This is a genomic window from Kribbella sp. NPDC048928 (assembly GCF_043197975.1).
GTDB lineage: Bacteria > Actinomycetota > Actinomycetes > Propionibacteriales > Kribbellaceae > Kribbella.
In genome coordinates, this window is sequence record NZ_JBICUC010000012.1 from 47,171 (window position 1) to 67,142 (window position 19,972).

Genomic DNA, 19,972 nt, shown 5'->3' on the forward strand with positions numbered 1-19,972 from the left:
CGTCAGCGGAGCGCGGTGCCTTGGGTGTGGGTCAGGAGGGTCAGGTCGTCGCGGGTCGGGAGGGATTCCCAGTCGCCGTACGCCGTGACGCAGAACGCGCCGGAGGTGGTGGCGCGGTCGAGGCGGGCCTCGGGGGAGAGGCCGTCGAGGGTCGCAGACAGGTAGCCGGAGACGAACGCGTCACCGGCCCCGATGCTGTCCACAACCGTCACCGGCAACGCCGGCCGGTGAACGGTCTGCACCTCGGCGGGGTCTTGGGCCGCGGGCTCGTGTGCACGAGGGGCGGGGGTGTGTGGGGTTGGTGCGGTGGTGTGGGTCCAGGCGCCTTTGCTGCCGGCGGTGACGACGACGGTGTTGACGGTTTTCAGGAGGGCGGCGATCGGGTCGGCGGCGTCGGTGAGGAGGTCGAGTTCGTCGTCGGAGGCGAACACGGTGTGGATGTGGGGAAGCAGTTCGCGCAAGGCGATGGCTGCGGAAGCGCGGGACCACAGGCGGCCGCGGTAGTTCACATCGAGCGACACCTGGCAGTTCGATCCAGCTGTGCGTACGGCGGCCAGCGTCGCCGCTCGTGCCGTATCGGAGAGCGCCGGCGTGATGCCCGTGACGTGCAGGAGTGACGGCTCCAGCGCGGTGACCGCGGCGCTCGTCTCATCGGGCGTCAGTGTGGACGCGGCCGACCCACGGCGGTGATAGCTGACGCGAGTGATGTCGTGCGACGGCTGGTCGAACGCGATGAAGCCGGTGAATGCACCGTCCGAGAACCGCATCCGCGTCTGTACGTTCTCGGCGCGGAGCGTCCGCTGGATCAGCCGTCCGGGTTCGTCGTTGCCGACCGCGCTCAACCAGGTGACGTCGTGCCCGAGTCGCGCGGCGCCGATCGCCACGTTGCTCTCGGAGCCCGCGATCGACAGGTGCGCGTCGCCGCCCAACCGCATCGGCCGGGCGGTCCGTACAGACACCATCGTCTCGCCGAGCGTCAGCAGATCTGTCATCTCACTACTCCCATTCAGTACGTCGAGAACCTCGTCCCCCCGTCCTCATTTGCCTGGCCCACCCATCAAGTACGGGGTTCCGGACCGTCATAACGGGTAGAGAACCCCCCATTTGCCTGGCAGGCCAGGCAATTTGCCTGGTCTGCCAGGCAAATGGGGGGAGGCGCGGCGGGTCAGATGTTTAGTTCGGTGCGGAAGGTGCTGGCTCGGATCGCTAGTTCGGCCAAGGATCCGCCGGTGGCGGCGTCGCCGAGGAGGGGGGAACCGACGCCGACGGCCAGCGCACCAGCGGCCAGGTACTTCGGAGCGGACTGCGCATCGACGCCGCCGACCGCGATCAGCGGTGCGTCGGGGAGCGGGGCGCGCAGCTCGGACAGGTAGCCGGGTCCGTGCAGTTTGGCGGGGAAGATCTTCACCGCGGTCGCGCCGAGATCGAGGGCCGCGACGACCTCGGTCGGGGTGAGCGCGCCGCACAACAGCGGAACACCGAGCTCGACCGACCGGTGCGCGCCGCGCGTGATCGCCGGCGTGACCGTGAAGTCGGCATCCGCGGCCGCGACCTCGTCGGCCTGGTCGGCGGTGACGACGGTGCCGGCGCCGATCAGGATGTGCGGGTCGTACAGCGAGCGCGCCTTCGCGATCGCCTGCACGCCGTCGGGGGTGGTGAGCGAGATCTCGAGCGCGGTGACGCCCGCCTCGACCAGAGTCTCGACGCAGGCGAGCGCGGTGTCCGCGCGATCGGCGCGAATGATCGCCAGCAGTTTCCGGGTGCGGAGTTCGGCAAGCAGGTCCATGGTCTCCAACCTAAGTGATCACGTCAGGCATAGGACGTCCTATGAGCTCTGTTCTGGACGGCCGATCTGTGGCTGAATTACTCAGTGAACAACCGTCCCGTTGTTTACTTTCAGGAGGCATTCGCCCATGCCCAAGCTCAAAGTCCTGCTCACGGTCGTGCTCACAGCGCTGGCTCTGACCGCCGCGAGCCTGACCCTTCCGACACCAGCGCAGGCCGTCGTCAGCCAGACCGTGCTGTTCAACAAGGGGGACGCCGGGTACGGCTGCTACCGGATCCCGGCCATCGTGCGGACCAAATCCGGAGCGCTGCTCGCGTTCGCCGAGGCCCGCCGCGCGTGGTGCGCGGACTCCCAGGAGATCGACCTGGTGCTGCGCCGCTCCGACGACAACGGCCGCACCTGGTCGGCGACCCGGACGGTGCTGTCCGGCACCGACTCCGACCCGAACGCGGTCGCGACCCGCGGCAACCCGGCGCCGATCGTCGACTACGAGACCGGCCGGATCGTGCTGCTGTCCACGATGGATCCCGGTACGACGAGCCGCCCGCGCACGCCGTACGTCCAGGTCAGTGACGACGACGGCAAGACCTGGAGCAAGGCGAAGAACATCGGCGACCAGATCGACGACCCGGCCTGGGGCTGGTACGCGACCGGTCCCGTGCACGGCATCCAGCTCACCCGCGGCGCGCACGCCGGCCGTCTGGTCGCTGGTACGAACTACGACAACGGTGCCGGGAAGAACGCCGGCCAGCTCGTGTACAGCGACGACCACGGCGTGACCTGGCACAAGGGCGCTACCGACCTGAGGTCGGACGCGACGCCGCAGGAGATCAGTGTCGTCGAGAAGATCGACGGTGGGGTGTACGCCGGCGCCCGCAACAACGCCGGTACGGCCGGAGCGAGCCGGATGGGCGCAGTCAGCAACGACGGTGGTCAAACGTTTGCCGCGCCGTTCGCCACGATCACCGGCCTGACGACGCCCACCGTCCAAGGATCGCTCCAACGTTTGCGCGCCGTCGATCAGGGCGACAAGTACAACCGCATCCTGTTCGCGGCGCCGGCGGATCAGCAGCGGCGGAGGTACCTGACGATCCGATCCAGCTTCGACGAGGGCAAGACCTGGCAGTCCGTCGCGGACGGCACCCGAATCACGAGTGACTGGTCCGGATACTCCGACATGGCCATCCTGCGTACCGGTGAGATCGGTCTGCTGTACGAGGGCGGCACGGTCGACGCCCGCGACCAGATCCGGTTCTCCCGCTTCACCGAGAACGACATCGGCCGGCCAGACACGTGGCGTCGGCACGACGACGTGCCGCTCGGGTGACATCAGGCCGGCCTGGCGGACAGGGTTAGCCGCCAGGCCAGTTCGCCGGACGACGGCACCACGGCGGCGTCGTCCGGACCGGCCTCGGCGAGGTCGAACACCCGGCCGAGCATCGGCTCCACGCCAAGACTCCGGTACGGCGCATCGACCGGGAAACCGCCCTGGTTGCGCCAGAGCGCGGTGGAGACTGGTTGTCCGGGGCAACTCAGCGTCATGGTGAGCTCGGCGCCGCGGTCATGGATCGAGACCGTTGGGCAGTCCACCAAGATCGCACCGGCGGCGGTCCCGTCCGAGTCGCCGTAGACGGAGAGGTTCAAGGGGGTTGGCCAGGCTGCCGTGATCCATGGTGCGGCGTTCGGCCAGGCCGACGGGAGCTGCGCGGCAGCCTCGGGATACAGCCTGCATTCGGTCTCGGGAGGAGCGGAGATGACCGCGCCCGCGGCACAGTCGAGCAAGGCGTGGGCGGCCCACACGAACCGATAGCCCGGCGGTGCCTCGAGGTGATAGTCGACGGTGAGCGTGTCGGTTCCGGGGGTGAAGGCGCGGGTCAGTACTGTGCCGTCGTACTCGACCGAGCCGTTCCATGGTTGGTTCCACAGGGCGCCGTGATCCGGGGTGCCGCGGACGGTGGGGAAGCATTCGTCGAGACCACCGGCGTCGACGAAGGCGGCGAGACCGGTGCGCGGGCCGGTGATCAGGCCAGGACCGTCCCAGAGCCACTCCCGTCCGGCCAACTGTAGGGAGGTCCAACGACCGCCGTCGACCGCGTCGACGGTCACCACCGGGGGTTTGGTCACCATTCGGCGAAGGAGCCGTCTGGGTGGGTCCAGAGCGGGTTGCGCCAGCCGTGGCCGGTCTTGTCGGCGGCGCGAACCGCCTCCTCGTCGACGGTGATTCCCAGGCCGGGCAGCGGATTCCACTCCGCGTGGCCGTCGACCCAGGTGAACGGCGTGGGATCGACGACGTACGACGTGAGGTCGCTCGCGACGTTGTAATGGATGCCGCGGCTCTGCTCCTGGATCAGGAAGTTCGGCGTCGAGAACGACACCTGCAGCGAAGCCGCCAGCGAGATCGGCCCGAGCGGACAGTGCGGTGCGAGCATCGCGCCGTGTGCATCCGCCAGTACCGCGATCCGCCGCAGCTCGGAGATGCCGCCCGCATGCGAGACGTCCGGCTGCACGACCGCTACGCCTGCGTTCAAGGGCGCCATGAAGTCGGACCGGTGGTACAGCCGTTCGCCGAGCGCCACCGGAACCGTCGAGGTCGCGACCACGTCGGCCAGATGCGTCATCTGCTCGGGCAGGACCGGCTCCTCGACGAACATCGGGTGCAGGTCCTCGACCGCGTGCAGGATCCGTCGCGCGCCTGCCACGCCGATCCGCCCGTGCAGGTCGATCGCGACGTCGCGGCTGTCTCCGAGCACCGAGCGCGCGGCCGCGAGACGGCCGACGATGTCGTTGACCTCGGCAACGGACGGCGATGCCTGGATCTGCCCGCTGGCGTTCATCTTCACGGCCGTCATCCCGGCCGCGACCTGCTCCGCGACCGCGTCACCGATCGAGGACGGCTCGTCACCGCCGACCCACGCGTACACGCGGACCCGATCGCGCACCCGACCGCCGAGAAGCGCCGAGACCGGGGCGCCGTACACCTTGCCGGCGATGTCCCACAGCGCATGGTCGAGCCCCGCGACCGCGCTGCTCAGCACCGGACCGCCGCGATAGAACCCGCCCTTGGTCAGTACTTGCCAGTGCCGCTCGATCTGCAGCGGGTCCTGGCCGATCAGGTACTCCGCCAGTACGTCGATCGCAGCGCGCACGACCTCGGCGCGACCCTCGACGACCGGCTCGCCCCACCCGACGACACCGTCGCTGGTCTCGATCCGGCAGAACAGCCAGCGTGGCGGGACCAGGAACGTCTCGATCCGCTCGATCTTCACCGGCGCCCCTTGGAACCGCGGACCTCAGTGAGGTCCTCGGCCGCCTTCGCGAGCAGCTCGCGCATGGCGAGCTCGGCGCCCTCCGGGTCGCGCGCGCGAACCGCGTCCACGACCCGCCGGTGGCTCGGCACCGGGTCGTCGGACGGCTTCACCTTGTGCACCAGCCGGTCGCGGTCGGCGAGCCCGGTCTCCATGATCACTTCCATCTTGGTCAGCAGTTCGTTGCCGGTTGCCGCGAGCAACGCCCGGTGGAACGCGATGTCGGCGGCCACGGCGGCGAGGTCGTCACCCGCCGACTCCATGCCGGCCAGCGCCTCGTCCAGGGCGGTCAGATGCGACTCCGCGCCCCGGAGCGCAGCCAGTCGGGCGGCGGCCGGCTCGACGATCCCACGTACCTCGTGCAACTCCTCGAGGAGCTCCGGACGGGCATCGGCGCCGGCGAAGTGCCAGCGGATCATGTCCGCGTCGAGCAGGTTCCAGTCCGAGCGCGGGCGGACGAACGTACCGCGCTTCTGCCGCGCGTCGACGAGCCCCTTCGCGGTCAGTACCTTCAGGGCCTCTCGAACCGCGGTCAGACTGACGCCGAGGTCCGACTGCAGATCGGTCATGTTGATGGTCGCGCCCTCCGGGATCGCCCCGGAGAGAATGCGCTGCGCCATCACCTCGACGATCTGCCCGTGCAGGCCCCGCGACACTCCGCGCTGAATCCCCGTCACACCGCTCTCCCTCACGCCGAGTCCTTGACCGCGGACCATCCGCCGTCGACCACGAGACTGGTGGCGGTCACGAACGAGGCTTCCGAAGACAGGAGGAATGCCACTGCCTGCGCCACCTCGTCCGGCTGCCCGAGTCGCTTCAGTGCTGTCGCCTGGGCGCTCTTCTCGCGGTCCTCGGCGTCGACGCGGTCCCACATCGCGGTGACGACCGGTCCGGGAAGGACGCTGTTCACGCGGATCGATCGGCCGTACTCGACCGCGAGTTGCCGTCCGAGCGACACCAGTGCGCCCTTCGTCGCGGCGTACGCGGGATGTCCGGGAAGGCCCGCGATGGCGTGCACCGACGACACCAGGACGACGGAGCCGGCACCGGCCACGAGGTCGTCGTACAAGGCCTGGAAACCGAGGAACGCCGCGGTCAGGTTGACGTCGAGCTGACGTTGCCACGACGGCGGTGAGAGCTCGTGGGCCGGCTTCACGTCGACGACGACCGCGTTGCTGACCAGGCCGTCGATCGGACCGAGCTCGTCGCGACCGCGCGACCGTACCTCCGCCCAGGTGTCCGGCGACGCGACGTCACCGACCACGCTGATCGCCCGGCCCGGCAGCTCCTTGCAGGGCTGGATGTCCACCTGCACGACCTGCGCGCCCTCGGTCAGCGCCCGTTCGGCGCACGCGGCGCCGATCCCCGACGCGGCCCCGGTCACCACGATCACCCGCCCAGCCAGCCGCACCCGCGCCTCCTCGAAGTCACTCCACCCAAGCACAGCCGGCCGGGCGTCTGGCATCAGTTGACCGTGACGACGCCGCCGGGTCAAGCGATTTGCTCGTAATTTACGAATTAATATTGACACCTGCGACCGGCCGCCGCAAGATCGTCCGCAACACACCACTCACCCGGCTGGCATCGCCGGACGGGCAGATCTCAGGAGTTGTGCATGACGGGTCTGGCAGCAGATCGACGGACGTTCCTCAAGGGACTCGGACTGCTCGGGGCGGCGACGCTGGTCCCCGGCTGCGCGACGTCCTCGAAGAGTCCGGGCAGCGGGAGCGCGCCCACCGGCCAGGTGGCGCTGCAGTCGAACCTCTCCAGTGAGCAGGCCAAGGCCGCGATGGAGAAACTCGTTGCCGCGTACAACAAGACCGGCGGGTCCCAGGTCAAGCTGAACACGGTCGCCGCGGAGATCTTCCGGACCCAGCTGCCGACGTACCTGACCTCGGCGAACCCGCCGGACGTCTACACCTGGTACGCAGGCTCGGTCGCGGACTCGTACGCGAAGAAGGACCTGCTGCTCGACGTGTCGAGCGTCTGGGAGTCGATGGGCAACTACTCCAAGGCGATGCAGACGCTGTCCACGAGCACCGCCGGGCAGAAGATCTTCGTGCCGACCAGCTACTACTGGTGGGGCATGTTCTACCGCAAGTCGAACTTCGCCAAGTGGGGCGTCACGCCGCCGAAGACCTGGGCCGAGTTCGTCGACCTCTGCAAGACGATCCAGTCCAAGGGCATCCCGCCGATCGGCATCGGGCTCGGTGACACGCCGTGGGTCGCGTCCGCGTGGTTCGACTACCTGAACATCCGGATCAACGGCGCCCCGTTCCACCGGCAGCTGCTCGCCGGCCAGGGGAACTTCACCGATCCGAAGGTGAAGGCGGTGTTCACCAAGTGGCGCGAGGTGCTGCCGTACTTCGACCCGAAGGGCAAGTCGTTCCCGTTCCAGGAGGCGACGTCGGCGCTGCTCGCGGGCAAGACCGGGATGTTCCTGATCGGGACGTTCTTCGCGGACTCGGCACCGAAGGACGCACTCGACGACATCGACTTCTTCCAGTTCCCGATCATCGATCCGGCGGTCCCGGTCGCCGAGGAGGCGCCGACGGACGGGTACTTCGCGTCGAAGAAGGTCGCGGATCCGGACGGCGTGAAGAAGTTCATGACCTGGCTGGCGACCGCGGAGGCGCAGGAGATCTACGTCCAGAACTCTTCCGGTACGGCGATCCCGGCGAACCCGGACGGGAAGTCGGCGGACACCGCACTGGTGCAGAAGGGCAAGGCGATGATCGAGGGCGCTGCCGAGATCACGCAGTTCTTCAACCGCGACTCGAGCGACGCACTCCAGCCCACTGCCGACGCCGCCCTCACCAAGTTCCTCGACAAGCCGGACCAGATCGACAAGATCCTGGCCGACTGGCAAGCAGCAGCCCAGAAGGTCTTCAAAGCGTGACCGCTACAGCACTTCGGGCCGACGTTCGGGCACGGACGGAGCGGCGTCCGCGGCGGGTCTCGCCACTCATCCTCGCGTTCGTCCTCGTCCCGTTCGCGATCGAGGCCGTCTGGGTGTTCTGGCCGGCTCTGCAGGGTTTCTGGCTGTCGTTGACGGATTGGGACGGGTTGTCGGCGCCTCGGTTCGTTGGGTTCGGCAACTTTGGTGACATGGTGTCAGATCCGATCTTCCGGACCGCGCTGAAGAACACGGCCATCTGGTTGGTGTTGTTCGGTGGGCTGAGTGTGATCGGCGGGTTCGGGATGGCGTTGCTGCTCCAGAAGGAGCGGCGCGGCGTCGGGATCTATCGCGCGGCACTGTTCACGCCCGTGGTGTTCTCGCTGGTCGTGACGGCGCTGATCTGGCGGGTGTTCTACCAGCCGGATGGACTTGTCGACACGGTGTTCCGGACCGTTGGCCTCGGCAACTTCGTCCGGCCCTGGCTCGCCGACCCCGACACCGCCTTGTACGCCGTGATCGTGCCGGCGCTCTGGCGCCAGATCGGGTACGTGATGGTGCTCTACCTGGCCGGCCTCAAAGCGGTCGACCCCGCGCTGTACGAGGCCGCCAAGGTGGACGGCGCGTCGGCCTGGCAGCGCACTCGGTTCGTCACGATCCCGCAGCTCAAGGGCGTGAACTCGGTCGTTCTGTCGGTGATCGTGATCGACTCGCTGCGATCGTTCGACATCGTCTGGTCGATGACCAAGGGCGGGCCGTACCACTCGTCGGAGCTGCTCAGTACGTACATGTACTCGACCGCGTTCCAGTCCACGCAGCTCGGTTACGCGTCCGCGCTCGCGGTCGTGATCTTCCTGCTCGCCCTGGCTGTCATCCTCGGCTACCTGATCCGCGCCTTCCGGGAGGAAGCATGATGCGCCGTGCCGGCTACCACGTGGCGATGAGCGTCGTCTCGTTCCTCTGGGTGGCGCCGATCCTCTGGGTGATCGTGATCTCGTTCCGCTCGTTCGACGACGTCGCCGCGAACGGGCTCGGCTCGCTGCCGCACTCGTTCACGTTCTCGACGTACAAGTCGGCATGGGAGGACGCGGACGAGTTCCGGGCGCTGATCAACAGCCTGCTGGTGACGATCCCGGCTGTGCTCCTGAGCCTGGGGCTGGCCTCGATCGCCGCGTACGGGCTGGCGCGCTACAACATCCCGTTCCGGCGTACGGTGTTGTTGCTGATGTTGATGGGGAACCTGCTGCCACCGCAGATCCTGCTGATCCCGATCTCACGCTTCGTGGAGCTGATCGGGTACTACGACACTCTGATCGCGCTGATCGCCGTGCATGTCGGCTTCGGGCTCGGGTTCTACACGTTCGTCCTGCACGGGTTCATGCGGGACCTGCCGCGCGAGATCCAGGAGGCGGCGACGATCGACGGAGCCGGTCCGGGGAAGATCTACTCGGCGGTGATCCTGCCGCTGACCCGTCCGGCGCTGGCGGCGCTCGGAGCGCTGTCGTTCACGTGGATCTTCAACGATCTGCTGTGGTCGATCACGGTCATCCGCTCCGGCGAGAAGATGCCGGTCACGCCGGCGCTGCTCGGTCTGCAGGGGCTGTTCGTGTCGTCGTGGAACGTGATCGCGGCCGGCACGGTGATCGCGGCGGTGCCGACGGTGGCGGTGTTCCTCCGGTTCCAGAAGCACTTCGTGGGCGGATTGGCGATCGGAGCCGTCAAGTGAAGACGTGGACTCTCCGCGGTACGACGACCTCGTACGTGGTCGGCGTACCGGACCACGGGCAGTGGGCACAGTTGGTTGCCTGGGGCCCGCATGACGGTCTGGCGCCGGTCGAGGTCGTCGGTACGGAACATTTTGTCCCGCGCGCGGATGTCGAGCCGCTCGAGTACGCGGTCCGTGGAGTCCGCTACACGGCGCCGGTGGATCTCGTCGTCTCCGGTCCTGAGGGTACGGACGAGTTCCGTCCCGCTTTCGTGGGCGCTCGTGAAGAGGAGCACCTGCAGCTCGAGTTCGTCGATACCATCCGGCTCGTCCTGCACTACCGGATGGTCGGAGATGCTCTCGAGCGGTGGGTCACCGTGCAGAACGACGGTGCCGACGAGCTGACACTGCATCGGCACGACTCTGCCGGGTTCGTGGTTCCTGTTGGGAACACCGTCAAGTACTTGTGGGGTGAGTGGAACACCGAGTTCCAGCAGGCCTCGGTGACGTTGCCGCGGGGGCGGTTCACGATTGGGAGCGCGCAGGGGATCACGGGGCATACGTATTCACCGTTCCTTGCGACGGACGGGGACGTTGCGTACGGCGTACAGCTGGCCTGGTCGGGGTCGTGGGAGATGTCGGCCGAGGTTGATACGACCGGGCTGCTGCGGATCCAGGCGGGCCGGTCGTCGTCGAGTCTCGGGTTGCGGCTGGCGCCCGGCGAGACGTGGGAGTCGCCGAAGGCCGTCGGGGCCTGTAGCGCCGAGGGTGTCGACGGGCTCGCGCGTGCGTTCCACCACTACGAACGGGCCACTTCACGTCGACGTACGCCCAAGGTCCTGTACAACTCCTGGTTCGCGACCGAGTTCGACATCCGGGCGGAGCACCAGCTCGAGCTGGCCGAACGGGCCGCGGGGATCGGGGTCGAGACGTTTGTCGTGGACGACGGGTGGTTCGTCGGGCGGTCGGACGACACCGGTGGGCTGGGGGACTGGGAGGTCGATCCGGCCAAGTTCCCGGACGGGCTCGACGGGTTCATCACCCAACTGCGCGGGCTGGGGCTCGACTTCGGGTTGTGGATCGAGCCGGAGTCGGTCAGCCCGAAGTCACAGCTCTTCCAGGAGCATCCGGAGTGGATTCTGCGTACGGCGGATCGTGAGCCGGTACTGATCCGGAACCAGTTGCTGCTCGATCTGAGCCGGGAGGATGTCGCGGACTTCATCTGGAACACGCTCCACCGGCTGCTGTCGACGTACGACATCTCTTATCTGAAGTGGGACGCGAATCGGCCGCGGCTGGACTCCGGGGATCAGCGCCGGGACCTGGACGGCCTGGTGGTGACGAATCTCTACTCGATTCTGGACCGCTTGCAGGCTCAGCACCCTGATGTTCTTGTCGAGGGATGCGCGGGTGGTGGCGCACGGGTTGATCTGGGGATGGCTGCTCGCGTGGACACGTTGTGGCCCAGCGACAACACGGCGCCGTTGGATCGGCTCAGGATTCAGGAAGGGTTCCGGACCGGGTTCGCGCCGCATCTGATGAGTTCGTGGGTCACCGATGCTGCGGGTACGCACGACGGCCGCGAGCGTTCGCTCGACTTCCGGTTCCATGTCGCGATGGCCGGGGTGCTCGGGATCGGCGCGGATCTCTCGCGCTGGACCGACGATCAGCTCAAGACAGCGGCCCGGAACATCGCACAGTACAAGGGGTTCCGGGAGCTGATTGCTGACAGCAACGTCTACGGGCTGACCGCCGGTGTGCAGTACGTCGGCGCGCGGCAGTCCGTGGTGTTCCTGTGGGAGACCGGTGACGGCAACGTGCGCGGCACGCTTCCGCGCCGGACGCGGCGGGTGCCGCTGGCCGGGCTGGATCCGGCGAGGAACTACCGGGTGGGTGACGAGACCTACCCGGGCAGCTACCTGCTGCAGGTCGGGATCCCGTTCGACGGGACCGCCGACTCGCACTGCCTGGTCGTCGAGCTTGTCGACTGACCGTTCCGCTCAACGGCAGAAAAGGAAGGCAAGAGATGAGAAGACCTCTCGGGCGATTGCTCGGTGGGGTGGTTGCGCTGGCGCTCGCGGCCGGCGCGATCGCGACCACCAGCACCGGAGCTGCGGCGGCTCAGGCCACAGCTCCGGTGCTCAGCCCGACCCCGTACATGGGTTGGAACACGTACTACGGCCTCGGCGGCGACTTCACCGAGGACACGATCAAGTCGGTCGCGGACTCGCTGGTCAGCCGCGGCCTCGCGAAGGCCGGGTACGACATCGTCTGGCTGGACGGCGGCTGGCAGGCCGACCAGTCCCGCAGCGACGCCGGCGACCTGGTCCCGAATCCGGCCAAGTTTCCGAACGGCCTGAAGCCGCTCGTCGACTACATCCACAGCAAGGGGCTGAAGGCCGGCATCTACACCGACGCGGGCCCGTACATCCCGGGCAAATGCGGCCTCGGCAGCGGCGGGCACTACCAGCATGACGCGGACACGTTCGCCGCTTGGGGTTTCGACGCGGTCAAGGTCGACTACCTGTGCGGGATCGCGGCCAACCTCGACCCGAAGACGGTCTATACGGAGTTCGCCCAGGCGCTGCGCAACAACGCCAGCCACCGGCCGATGATCTTCAACCTCTGCAACCCGGTGACCTCGCCGGACTGGGGCAACTACCCGGAATCGCAGCAGTCGATCAACTCCTGGTCGTACGCACCTGGGATCGCGCAGTCCTGGCGGACGTACACCGATGTCGGGTTCCAGGGCGACATCAAGTTCAAGGACGTCCTTCGGAACTACGACGCGAATGCGCGGCACCCTGAGGTTGTGAAGCCTGGTGCGTTCAGCGACCCGGACTATCTGGCGCCGGAGCTCGGGATGTCGGACGAGGAGTTCCGTACGCAGCTGACGCTGTGGGCCGTCGCTGCTGCTCCGCTGGTGGTCGGGAGCGACGTCCGGAAGCTGTCCGCGACGACGATCGGGATGCTGACCGATCCTGATGTCATCGCGATCGACCAGGACAAGGCCGCCGTCCAAGCGGTGCGGGTCGGCGCGGCCGGTACGACCGAGACCTGGGTGAAGCGGCTCGCCGACGGCAGCCGTGCTGTCGTACTGCTCAACCGTGGCGACAGCGCGCAGACGGTGACGACGACTGCTGCGGCGGTGGGTCTGCATGGCGACCGGTTCACGCTGAAGAACGCGTGGACGAACAAGGTCACCGAGAGCGGTGGCGTGATCAGCGCGGCGGTTCCGGCGCACGGTACCGCGCTGTTCCGGGTGCAGACGGCGCGTGGTGTGCCGGGTGCTCCGCATGTGACGGCGGGGATCCCGCAGGTGACGAAGGTTGGCGCTGACGCGCAGCCGGCCGGTGCCGCGCCGGTCGTTGCCGGGGGCGACGAGCTGACCGTTCAGGTTGCCGTGCGCAACGATGGCTTGCAGCCAATCTTCAACCCGGCTGTGACGGTTGCCGGTGGCGCCGGGTGGACGGTGAAGTCGTTGTCGAAGGCACCGATCCTGATCGAGGGCGGCAAGCAGGCGACGTACGCGTTCACCGTGAAGCTGCCGGCCGGGGCTCCGCCTGGTACGGCGAGCCTCACCGCGACGACGACGTACCGGACGATTCTGAACGGTGTGCAGCGGCAGACGACCGTACTGTCGCCGGTGGTCGTGGCTCCGGCGCCCCCGAGTGGGACGGTTCCGCTGTCGCACCATGACTGGATCACCGCGACGAGTGGCTGGATGACGCCGACGATCGACGAGAGTGTCGGTGGTGGCAACCCGATCAAGCTCACCGGCACAACGTATCCGACCGGGATCGGTGTCGCCTCGCCTTCGCAGGTTCAGTACTACCTGGGCAAGGCTTGCTCGCGGCTGACCGGCACCGTCGGCATCGACGACGTGGTGAGCACGGTCGGGCCGGACGGCGGGACCTCCACGTTCCAGGTCGTCGGCGACGGCAAGGTCCTGTACGACAGCGGCATCGTGGACCGCTTCACCCCGAAGCAGTTCGACGTAGACCTGACCGGCGTGCGGGTCCTCAACCTCGTCGTCGGCGACGCCGGCGACGGCGGCTACAACGACCGAGCCGACTGGGCCGCCCCCACCGCAACCTGCTGACGAACGGTGGGTGGACCGACCACGGTCCGCCCACCTCCGCAGCCGAGCGCGGACCGCCAGGCCATCACAATCGCCGCCCTCCAACGCCGCTCCACGGCGTCCGGGCCCAGGCGCCCAATTGTGATGGCCTGGCGCCCCGGACGTGGGGCACTCACCAAGGTCCGGTGGATCGGCTGGATCAGGCTCGGGGCGGCGCCGTGGGGTGCTCGCCGGTGGGTTGGTGAGTGCTGGAGGTGCGGCGGCTAGGTCCAGTTGACCTCGGTGGAGCGGTGCCAGGTCCAGCCGCGGCGCCGCCAGGCCGCGGACTGCGCGCCGAGGCGGCTCGCGTAGTCGGTCCAGTCGGTGTCCGGCGGGCCCCAGCCCTTCTCGGCGGCGCCGGGGAGGCGGGGGAGGAGCATCAGTTCGAGATCTTCGGGAGTGACGATGGTTTCGCACCAGATGGCGGCTTCGATGCCGGCGATCTGGTCGGGGCTGGTGATGCCGGGGATGGTGTCGATCGGGTCCCAGGAGATGCCGTGCTCGATGGAGGCCGCGCCGTAGAACTTGAGGCCGAGGCGGTCGCGGGCTTTCTCTTGGTCCGGGTCGGAGGAGGCGTCGGCGTGCGGGCGGTCGAAGTACAGCCAGGTGACCGGGGAGACGATCAGCTTCGCGCCCTGCTCGAGCGCCTTCGGAGCGTCGTACTTCGCCTTCCGCAGCGCCTCGAGCAGCACCGGCATCAGCTCCGCCGGCGGCGTCGGGGCGTCCGGGTTCTCGGGCAGATTGTCGACGTCGAGATCCAGCCAGTACTGCACCACGTCCTCGGCGTCGAGCTTCGCGCGGGCGATCTCCTGCCACCCCACGACCCGCTTGCCCCGCGCCCGTACGAGCGCCGACGCCTTCTCGACGAACGCGGCGTGGTCCTCGTCGGCCATGCTCCACGTCTCGTCCCCGCCGATGTGTACGTAGGCACTCCGCGGGAACTGCGGAATCACCGCATCCAGCACGTCCTCGACGAACGTCCACGTCTCGTCCCGCGCCGGATCGAGCGTGCCGAGGTGGAGCTGGTTCCCGTCCCCGGTGTCCATCGTCTGCGGCTCGGCCGGCCCCAACTCCGGGTACGCCTTGAACACCGCCGCCGTGTGCCCGGGCAGGTCGATCTCCGGTACGACAGTGACGTACCGCTCTGCCGCGTAAGCGACAAGATCGGCCAGCTCGGCCTGGCTGTAGTACCCGCCGGGCCGATCACCGATCGCACCGGTCGCACCCACCTCGATGAGCGCGGGCCGTGACGGTACTTCGACCCGCCAGCCCTGGTCGTCGGTGAGATGCAGGTGGAGCACGTTCAGCTTGTACAGCGAGAGCATGTCGATGATGCGGCGTACTTCCTCCGGCGCATGGAACGTCCGTACGACGTCGAACGACAGCCCGCGCCACGCGAACCGCGGTCCGTCGACGACCCGGACCGCAGGCAGGACCGCCGTACCGTCCTGAAGATGTGCCGAGATCAGTTGACGCAGCGAGGTGAGCCCACGGTGCACCGCCTCCGCCGTGCGGCCCCAAACGCGAATGCCCTCGGCCGTCACCTCGAGCCCGTGCCGCTCATCAGCGTCCAAACCGTCCAAGCCGTCAGCTCGGAGTCCGGCAGCCGGCGGTACGTCGTCGAGCCCGTCGTCGGCGAGCACGACGGTAATGCCCGCGCCCGTGGTCAAAGCAAGGCCAGTGTCCAGCCGAACGTCCTCAGCGAACCGCGCGGCGAGACCCGCCAGCTCCGGTGACTGCGCGACAACACCTGACGAGCTACTCAGCGTAAAGGTGCCGTCATCGGAAGCGGCGGCCGTGGCGGGTGCGGGGATGACGGGAAGGCTCATCCCACGAGTTTGCGGCAATACCGCGCATCCGGATACCACTTGACCGACCCTGACAACCGATCTCCGGGGGGCTCCGTATTCATCGGTGACGGATTGAGTGAGGGGACAACGGATGGCACGAACATCGCGGGACGAGGAGTTCAGCGCGTACGTCGAGCAGCGACGTACCCACCTGCGACGCGTCGCGTACCTACTGTGTGGCGACGTCCACCGGGCCGAGGACCTGGTGCAGACGGCGCTGATGAAGCTGTACGTCGCCTGGCCACGGGTCCGGCGTAGCGGCGAGGTCGACGCCTACGCGCGACGGATCCTGGTGAACTCCGGGATCGACGAGAGCCGCCGGCCCTGGCGGCGGGAGGACAGCGGTCTCGACGGGCTGGATCCGGCGACCGACGCCGGCTTCGCGTTCGAGGACCGGCGCGCCCTGCTGGAGGCGCTGGGCACGTTGCCGCACGGCCAGCGACAGGTGGTGGTACTGCGGTTCTACGTCGGCCTCTCCGTCGACGAAACGGCCGCGGACCTGAACTGCAGCACCGGCACCGTGAAGAGCCAGAGCGCCCGCGCTCTCTCCCGCCTCAACAACTTGCTGACCGCCCAGTTTCGGGCCGTAGGAGGACACCGATGATCGACGAGAAGACTCTGCAGGACAGACTCACCACGGCTGCCGAGGCACAGGACACGCTGCTGCCCCGCGCGCTCGCCGATGACCTGGCCGCGGGCCGTCGCCGCCTCGTCCGGCGCCGGCTGCTGAGCGGCGCGTCGGCGACCGTGGCGGTCGCTGCCGTCGCCGCTGCGGCTGTCGGGCTGAACGGCTCGCTGCGCGATGCTGCCGACGACCAGGCTCCGACCGCGACCCAGGAGCACGCGATGAGCGAGGCGGAGGCAGCCGACGCGGCCGCCGTGTCGAAGATCCAGGCTTTCGACACGCTGATGACAGGCCTGCTGGTGAAGCACTTCGATCCGGCGAAGAAGCATCTCGACCTGAGCATCGGACCCTTCCAGATCGACGCGAACGTGGGTAGCCGCGGGACGTCCCACAAGGTGGGCTGGAAGATTGCCGGCGAGCGTGGTGAGGGCATGCTGCTCGTCCAACTGTCCCGCTCGGAGAAGCAGGCCATGAACACGTGCGGCAGCTACTCCCAGCCGCAGCTGGCATGTCACTCGCTCACTCTGCCGAACGGGCGCCCGGCGATGATCGGGCACCGGGGCAAGGTGGTCGAGCTCAGCTACGTCCAGCCCGACGGTGAGTTCGCCTATCTCGCGCTCGACCCGCTCTTCGGCAACAACACCGACGTCTCGTTGTCGTCGACCGGGATCACCGACGCGCAGCTGACCGCGTTCGTCAGCGACCCGGATCTCAACTTGCCGCCTTTGACGGCCGCGCAGCAGGCACAGGAAGACCAACTGAAGGACTTCGCCCCGGCACCCGAGGTACTGGAGACGACTGCAGCGCACCAGTTGGGTGGCAAGCTGCAGCGCGATCGGGTGGACGACCATCCCGGCGAGCTGTCGGTGGCGGAGAAGTGGACCAAGGGCTCGAGTTCGGCCACGGTCGAGATCTCGCTCGACGCCGCCGTCGTCGCGAGCGAGTGCCAGGAGCAACTGTCGGTGCCGGCCTGCGGTCCGGTCACACTTCCGAACGGCGGCAAGGGTGAGTACGCCGAAGGGGCGCGGACGTACCAAGGCGGACCGATGTACGTGATGGGCGCGACCTATGTCCAGCCGGACGGCGACCTGGCTGCGGTTCGGATCCTCTACCCAGGAACCGAACGCCCCAAGGACGCCGTCACCAAGGCCCAGATCCTCACCCTCGTCGCCGACCCGGCTCTCGACAAGTAGCGGGTGGGTGTTACCTCCCCCGGTGTTGGGCGGCGAGGTCTTTCAGGTAGAGGGCGCTGGCCTTCGGGGTTCGGGTTTGGGTTTCGTAGTCGACGCGGGTGATGCCGAAGCGTTTGACGTAGCCGTACGCCCATTCGAAGTTGTCGAGGAGGGACCAGGCCAGGTAGCCGCGGATGTCGGCGCCCTCCGCGATGGCGTCGGCGACCGCGGCCAGGTGGGAGGTGAAGTAGGCCGTGCGGTCGGTGTCGTTGACGAAGCCGTCGGCGTCGGGGACGTCCTCGAAGGCGGAGCCGTTCTCCGTAATGACCATCGGGAGGCCGGGGTAGTCGCGCGCGATGCTGAGCAGCAGTTCGGTGAAGCCCTCGGGGACGATCTCCCAGTCCATCGCGGTGCGGGGCTTCCCGAGCGGTACGTCGCGACTCACCGGGAGACCGTTGGCATCGAGAGTGCTGCCGTCCTCGGCGTACCCGGTGAACTTCTGGCTGAAGTAGTAGTTCACCCCGAGGACGTCGATCGGTGCCGAGATGATCTCCAGGTCGCCGTCCTCGATCGGGAGCTCGACGCCCTCACGCGCCAGGTCCGCCACGATGTCGGCCGGGTAGTGCCCACGCACGAGCGGGTCGAGGTAGATGCGCCGCCCCATCCCGTCGGCGCGGCGGGCGGCGTCGACGTCGGGTGCAGCGTCGGACGCCGGGTACGCGGTCGCGACGTTCAGCGTGATGCCGATGTCGAGTTTGCGCGGCGCGGCCTCGCGCATCTGGGAAGTCGCGAGCCCGTGGCCGAGCAGCAGGTGATGTACGGCGGCCAGCGCAGCCGGGTACTCGCGCCGCCCCGGAGCATGCGCACCGTACGCGTACCCGAGCATCGCCGAGCACCACGGCTCGTTCAACGTGGTCCAGGTGTCGACGCGATCCTTCAAGGCGTCGAACACGAGCATCGAGTACTCGGCGAAGCGGTACGCCGTGTCGCGCACCGGCCAGCCGCCGGCGTCCTCGAGCTCCTGCGGCAGGTCCCAGTGGTACAGCGTCACCCACGGGTCGATGCCCTGGGCAAGCAGCTCGTCGACGAGCTGGTCGTAGAACCCGAGGCCGGCCGGGTTGACCGGGCCCTTGCCGCGCGGCTGCACCCGCGGCCAGGCGACCGAGAACCGGTACGTGTCCAGGCCGAGGTCCTTGATCAGGGCGACGTCCTGCGGCATCCGGTGGTAGTGGTCGCAGGCGATGTCGCCGGTGTCACCGTTGTCGATCGCGCCCGGCACCTGGCAGAACGTGTCCCAGATCGACGGCGTCCGCCCGTCCTCGGCGATCGCGCCCTCGATCTGGTACGCCGAGGTCGCGACCCCCCAGCGGAATCCGGACGGAAGCCCCGCGACCAGTTCGGCCGCCCCCGAGACAGATGTTGTACTCATATTCGCCTTTCTAGGCGGTGCGGCCGGGTAGCCAGCACGCGACCGAACGGTTGGGATCGTTGCGTGCCGAAGGAATCCCGAGGACGGGAATCTCGGTGGAGCAACGGTCGAACGCTTGCGGACAACGAGGATGGAACGAGCACCCCGACGGCATGCCACGGAGGTCAGGCGGCGAGCCCGGGATGCCCGCGAGTTCACGACGGGCCCCGCGCAACGCAGGGAACGACTTGAGCAGGCCCTCGCTGTACGGATGCAGGGAGTCCCTGTACAGGTCGCCGGAGCGTGCTTCCTCGACGATGCGGCCGCCGTACATGATCGCGATCCGGTCCGAGAACTCGACGAGCAGTGACAGGTCGTGGGTGATGAACAGCACCGAGAACCCGAGCCGTTCGCGCAGTTCGACCAGCTGAGCGAGGATCTGCCGCTGCATCACCACGTCCAGCGCGGTGGTCGGCTCGTCCATGATCACGACCTGCGGCTCGAGCACGAGTGCCATCCCGATCATCACCCGCTGCCGCATGCCGCCGGACAGCTGGTGCGGGTACGCGTCCATCCGGTCCGCGGAAATGCCGACGAGTTTCAGCATTTCCTGAGCCCTCGCGATCCGGGCCGGTGGCGACAGGTCCGGCTCGTGCGCCTTGATCACGTCGAGCATCTGCGTGGAGACCTTGTGCACCGGGTTCAGCGAGTTCATCGCGCCCTGGAACACGATCGACGTCTCGGCCCAGCGGAACTTCCGCAGCTCCGCGTCGGTCAGCGCCATCACGTCGTAAGGATCGCCCGAAGCAGGGTGGTAGATCACCGACCCGCCGCTGATCACGCCAGGCGGCGGTAGCAGCCGTGTCACGCCGTACGCCAGCGTCGACTTCCCGCTGCCGCTCTCACCGGCCAGCCCGAGGACCTCGCCGCGGTGCAGGGTCAACGTCACATCGCGAACGGCCTGCACCGCCTCGTCACCGAGGCCGTAGTCGACATGGAAGTTCTTGATCTCGAGTACGGGCTTGGTCATGGGGCCTCCCGGCCTGGACTGAGGAGCGGAGGGAGCGTAGCGACCGGAGCGACGAGGGAAGGACGGGAGTTCCAG

General features: G+C 68.1%; 17 protein-coding genes. 8 read left to right on the plus strand and 9 right to left on the minus strand.

All coding sequences use genetic code 11. The features are described from left to right. Nucleotides 1-2: 2 nt before the first annotated feature. Both ACGFI6_RS38525 and ACGFI6_RS38530 read right to left on the minus strand, forming a co-directional pair. Nucleotides 3-992 (minus strand): sugar kinase, encoded by a 990-nt coding sequence (locus tag ACGFI6_RS38525; RefSeq protein WP_393127603.1) that lies wholly within the window; start codon nucleotides 990-992, stop codon nucleotides 3-5. Between the two features lie 173 nt (nucleotides 993-1,165). Next, nucleotides 1,166-1,786 carry a bifunctional 4-hydroxy-2-oxoglutarate aldolase/2-dehydro-3-deoxy-phosphogluconate aldolase gene (locus tag ACGFI6_RS38530; protein WP_393127604.1) on the minus strand — a complete coding sequence of 207 codons (621 nt, stop codon included), beginning with the start codon at nucleotides 1,784-1,786 and terminating at the stop codon, nucleotides 1,166-1,168. 127 nt (nucleotides 1,787-1,913) lie between these two features. Between ACGFI6_RS38530 and ACGFI6_RS38535 the strand changes: the two genes are divergently transcribed. Beyond that, a complete protein-coding gene (locus ACGFI6_RS38535) occupies nucleotides 1,914-3,113 on the plus strand; it encodes an exo-alpha-sialidase (protein WP_393127605.1) in 1,200 nt (399 codons plus the stop codon). A gap of 2 nt (nucleotides 3,114-3,115) precedes the next feature. On the opposite strand, the gene ACGFI6_RS38540 is transcribed toward ACGFI6_RS38535, so the two are convergent. From ACGFI6_RS38540 to ACGFI6_RS38555, 4 genes are read right to left on the minus strand one after another with little or no spacing between them, the layout of a single operon-like run. Then, nucleotides 3,116-3,913 carry a hypothetical protein gene (locus tag ACGFI6_RS38540; protein ID WP_393127606.1) on the minus strand — a complete coding sequence of 266 codons (798 nt, stop codon included), beginning with the start codon at nucleotides 3,911-3,913 and terminating at the stop codon, nucleotides 3,116-3,118. After that, nucleotides 3,907-5,052 carry a galactonate dehydratase gene (dgoD, locus tag ACGFI6_RS38545; protein ID WP_393127607.1) on the minus strand — a complete coding sequence of 382 codons (1,146 nt, stop codon included), beginning with the start codon at nucleotides 5,050-5,052 and terminating at the stop codon, nucleotides 3,907-3,909. Before dgoD ends, ACGFI6_RS38540 begins: the two co-directional genes overlap by 7 nt. Next, nucleotides 5,049-5,768: a FadR/GntR family transcriptional regulator gene (locus ACGFI6_RS38550; RefSeq protein ID WP_393127608.1), complete on the minus strand. Its 720-nt coding sequence runs from the start codon at nucleotides 5,766-5,768 to the stop codon at nucleotides 5,049-5,051. Before ACGFI6_RS38550 ends, dgoD begins: the two co-directional genes overlap by 4 nt. Nucleotides 5,769-5,779: 11 nt before the next feature. Beyond that, a complete protein-coding gene (locus ACGFI6_RS38555; RefSeq protein ID WP_393127609.1) occupies nucleotides 5,780-6,556 on the minus strand; it encodes an SDR family NAD(P)-dependent oxidoreductase in 777 nt (258 codons plus the stop codon). A 150-nt stretch (nucleotides 6,557-6,706) separates the two neighbouring features. Here ACGFI6_RS38555 and ACGFI6_RS38560 point away from each other — a divergent pair, with 150 nt between their 5' ends. From ACGFI6_RS38560 to ACGFI6_RS38580, 5 genes are read left to right on the plus strand one after another with little or no spacing between them, the layout of a single operon-like run. Continuing rightward, on the plus strand, nucleotides 6,707-7,990 hold the full coding sequence (locus ACGFI6_RS38560) for an ABC transporter substrate-binding protein (RefSeq protein WP_393127610.1): 1,284 nt from the start codon (nucleotides 6,707-6,709) through the stop codon (nucleotides 7,988-7,990). Beyond that, nucleotides 7,987-8,901: a carbohydrate ABC transporter permease gene (locus ACGFI6_RS38565; RefSeq protein WP_393127611.1), complete on the plus strand. Its 915-nt coding sequence runs from the start codon at nucleotides 7,987-7,989 to the stop codon at nucleotides 8,899-8,901. The genes ACGFI6_RS38560 and ACGFI6_RS38565 overlap by 4 nt, the downstream gene beginning before the upstream one ends. Continuing rightward, nucleotides 8,898-9,713: a carbohydrate ABC transporter permease gene (locus ACGFI6_RS38570; protein ID WP_393127612.1), complete on the plus strand. Its 816-nt coding sequence runs from the start codon at nucleotides 8,898-8,900 to the stop codon at nucleotides 9,711-9,713. The genes ACGFI6_RS38565 and ACGFI6_RS38570 overlap by 4 nt, the downstream gene beginning before the upstream one ends. Continuing rightward, nucleotides 9,710-11,683 (plus strand): alpha-galactosidase, encoded by a 1,974-nt coding sequence (locus ACGFI6_RS38575; RefSeq protein ID WP_393127613.1) that lies wholly within the window; start codon nucleotides 9,710-9,712, stop codon nucleotides 11,681-11,683. Before ACGFI6_RS38570 ends, ACGFI6_RS38575 begins: the two co-directional genes overlap by 4 nt. Nucleotides 11,684-11,718: 35 nt before the next feature. Further along, the gene (locus ACGFI6_RS38580) at nucleotides 11,719-13,794 is read left to right on the plus strand and encodes an NPCBM/NEW2 domain-containing protein (RefSeq protein ID WP_393127614.1); all 2,076 of its coding nucleotides are present in this window, start codon (nucleotides 11,719-11,721) and stop codon (nucleotides 13,792-13,794) included. Between the two features lie 242 nt (nucleotides 13,795-14,036). Here the strand turns inward: ACGFI6_RS38580 and ACGFI6_RS38585 are convergent, their stop codons facing one another. Beyond that, a complete protein-coding gene (locus ACGFI6_RS38585) occupies nucleotides 14,037-15,641 on the minus strand; it encodes a beta-N-acetylhexosaminidase (protein ID WP_393127615.1) in 1,605 nt (534 codons plus the stop codon). 112 nt (nucleotides 15,642-15,753) lie between these two features. On the opposite strand from ACGFI6_RS38585, the gene ACGFI6_RS38590 reads away from it, so the two are divergent. Beyond that, nucleotides 15,754-16,266 (plus strand): SigE family RNA polymerase sigma factor, encoded by a 513-nt coding sequence (locus ACGFI6_RS38590; RefSeq protein WP_393127616.1) that lies wholly within the window; start codon nucleotides 15,754-15,756, stop codon nucleotides 16,264-16,266. Further along, complete coding sequence (locus ACGFI6_RS38595; RefSeq protein WP_393127617.1) at nucleotides 16,263-17,480, plus strand: hypothetical protein; 1,218 nt, start codon at nucleotides 16,263-16,265, stop codon at nucleotides 17,478-17,480. The genes ACGFI6_RS38590 and ACGFI6_RS38595 overlap by 4 nt, the downstream gene beginning before the upstream one ends. A 10-nt stretch (nucleotides 17,481-17,490) precedes the next feature. Here ACGFI6_RS38595 and ACGFI6_RS38600 read toward each other — a convergent pair whose 3' ends face one another. Together ACGFI6_RS38600 and ACGFI6_RS38605 are read right to left on the minus strand one after the other, a co-directional pair. Next, the gene (locus tag ACGFI6_RS38600) at nucleotides 17,491-18,888 is read right to left on the minus strand and encodes a GH1 family beta-glucosidase (RefSeq protein WP_393127618.1); all 1,398 of its coding nucleotides are present in this window, start codon (nucleotides 18,886-18,888) and stop codon (nucleotides 17,491-17,493) included. 10 nt (nucleotides 18,889-18,898) lie between these two features. Then, entirely contained in the window at nucleotides 18,899-19,897 is a 999-nt protein-coding gene (locus tag ACGFI6_RS38605) for an ABC transporter ATP-binding protein (RefSeq protein WP_393127619.1), read from the minus strand. Nucleotides 19,898-19,972 lie beyond the last annotated feature (75 nt).